General features: G+C 45.3%; 2 protein-coding genes and 1 pseudogene. 1 reads left to right on the top strand and 2 read right to left on the bottom strand.

Going from position 1 to position 2242, the window contains the following annotated elements; translation table 11 throughout:
* A pseudogene (locus tag B7Y67_RS15780) lies at positions 1–192 on the top strand (hydrogen peroxide-inducible genes activator); the annotation flags it as partial.
* A gap of 15 nt (positions 193–207) precedes the next feature.
* Here B7Y67_RS15780 and B7Y67_RS15775 read toward each other — a convergent pair.
* Both B7Y67_RS15775 and B7Y67_RS15770 read right to left on the bottom strand, forming a co-directional pair.
* Positions 208–792, bottom strand: a complete 585-nt coding sequence (locus tag B7Y67_RS15775) for a DUF3501 family protein (protein WP_215302877.1) — start codon at positions 790–792, stop codon at positions 208–210.
* Between the two features lie 23 nt (positions 793–815).
* Positions 816–2153, bottom strand: coding sequence for a heterodisulfide reductase-related iron-sulfur binding cluster (locus B7Y67_RS15770; protein ID WP_293599452.1), 1338 nt, complete (start codon positions 2151–2153; stop codon positions 816–818).
* Between the last annotated feature and the right edge of the window lie 89 nt (positions 2154–2242).

Here is a 2242-nt window from a genome sequence, read left to right as displayed (position 1 = left end):
GTGCTACCAAGAACGTCCGCATCTGATGCCGCCTCTTCGGATCAGCTCATTCGTTACATCCCATTTGAGGACCCTATTCCAACCAGACGAGTTTGCCTCGTCTGGCGGAAGAACTTTCCACGGGCAGCCGCAATGAATGAGCTAGCTGAAGTGATTCGCCAATGCGCCCTACCAGGTGTTCAATACCTGTAAGACCTGCTCCTTGGTTTAACTCAAATCAGAAACGAGTGAGGCTAAAGTTTCTGGAGGCAGCGTCTGAACATGCATAGGGTAACCCTTATGATCGCAACCCACCATCATCTGAGCGCCCGCTTTTAAGGCCATCTTCATATCGTTTGTAAGATCAAAGCGCATAAAGTGCACTGCAGAGGTTTTATTAGCGGTTGAGCGCTCTAAGTCTTCGTCAGCAATTGCATAAACACGTGGCTGACCTTCAACTTCGATAAACATTTGATGCTCAATACCCACCAACTTCGCAAGTGCAACTTTACGATCCGCCTCATTAGGGTATTCAATCATCATAGTGGCTTTGAAATCTGATCCACCTGGCACTAGAGGGTTATAGGCATTCAACTCATCTTCAATGCCATCTTCCTCAAATGTTTTTTCTACGCGCAGCATCTCTTGAATTTGATAGCGCATTAAAAATTCATTCTCGAAAATCAGTGTGACGTGATCTCCAAGATGAACGGTTCTTAGACGGCGCTCTTTAATCGCTTTTTCACGAAAAGCAGGACGCTCCTTGTGATAAGCCTCAAGGCTCAATAAACTATCGCGAGTAATTGTTCTCATGCTGCTGTATTCCTATTAATAAATTAAAGTCCGTATGCCTTAGCAAGCAGGGTTAAAGGGTGGGCCATTTCTGATTTGGGTAATCCCAACTCCTCCATGCCCTGCTCAATATGATGACCAGCAAGTTGGCAGTCAGAGCTAATGTAGTTAGGCTCTTCTTCAGCCATTCTTCTAAACACAGGCTTACCAATCTTCATAGCTGTTTCATGAAACTCTTTCTTTACACCCCAAGTACCCGAGTGTCCTGAGCAACGCTCAACCACATTGACCTCAGTTCCAGGAACTAACTTAAGAGTTTCTGCAGTTTTTTGACCCACGTTTTGTACGCGTGAGTGACAAGCCATGTGATAGCTGACATGGCCCAACTCTTTACTGAAGTCTTTCTTTAAAAGTCCATCGGAGTTACGAGCCATGAAGTACTCAAACGGATCCCACATAGCATCTTTCACCAATTGCGTATCATCGCAATCTGGGAACATGAGTGGCAATTCCTGTTTGAACATCAAAGTGCAGGATGGGATTGGGGTCAAGATGGCATAACCTTCGCGCGCCAACTTTGCCAACTTTGGAATATTTTTTTCCTTGTTTTCAGCAACAGATTCCAAATCACCTAGCTCTAGCTTTGGCATGCCACAACAGGCTTCCTTATCTACCAACTCATAAGGAATAGCATTGTGTTTCAGAATCTTAATCAGATCTTGCCCAATACCTGGCTCGTTGTAATTGATATAGCAAGTGGCATAGATAGCAACTTTTCCAGGCGTCTTGGCACCATCTACAACAGGCAGATCTTCAGATTTTTGTGCTAGTTGCGGGAATGTCTTCGGAGCGTATTCAGGGATCCAAGCATTCTTATCTACTCCTAAGGCACCCTCCATCACCAAGCGCGCAAGGCCGGTGCTGTTCACTGCATTGATAGCTTGAGTCACGATCGGAATGCCAGCAAAGTGTCCGAGCTTATCTGTAGAGGATAAAAGTTTGTCGCGGAAAGTAGCCTTGTCATCTTTAAAGTTAACAGCCTTAGCACGCAGCATGAGATGAGGGAAGTCAATATTCCAAGGATGTGGTGGGACATAAGGACACTTAGTCATGTAGCACACATCGCAGAGGTAGCATTGATCAACTACCTTTTGGTAATCCGCCTTATCGACCTGCTCCATCTCCAGATCTTCAGTGGCATCAACTAGATCAAAAAGGGTTGGAAACGATCCACAGAGACTGACGCAACGACGGCAACCATGGCAAAGATCAAAAACGCGCTCCATCTCGGCTTCTAAATCAGCCTTGTCGTAAAACTTTGGATTTTGCCAATCCAAAGGATGTCTGGTTGGGGCCTCTAAACTACCTTCGCGAGTTGTCATATCTGTCCTCTAGTGTTTCTACAGTTGTAGCGTGCAAATCGAATGATCTACAGTTTAGGGCGGGACCAACCGATAGTAAAATTGTATTA

The sequence above is a fragment of the Polynucleobacter sp. 35-46-11 genome (assembly GCF_002281105.1).
The sequence above is the reverse complement of the archived record's forward strand: the minus strand, read 5'-3'. Positions and strand labels throughout refer to the sequence as shown.

What these genes read in the sequence shown, in the direction of transcription:
- B7Y67_RS15770 (WP_293599452.1), bottom strand. Translation starts at nt 2,153, where the DNA reads ATGACAACTCGCGAAGGTAGTTTAGAGGCCCCAACCAGACATCCTTTG.
- B7Y67_RS15775 (WP_215302877.1), bottom strand. Translation starts at nt 792, where the DNA reads ATGAGAACAATTACTCGCGATAGTTTATTGAGCCTTGAGGCTTATCAC.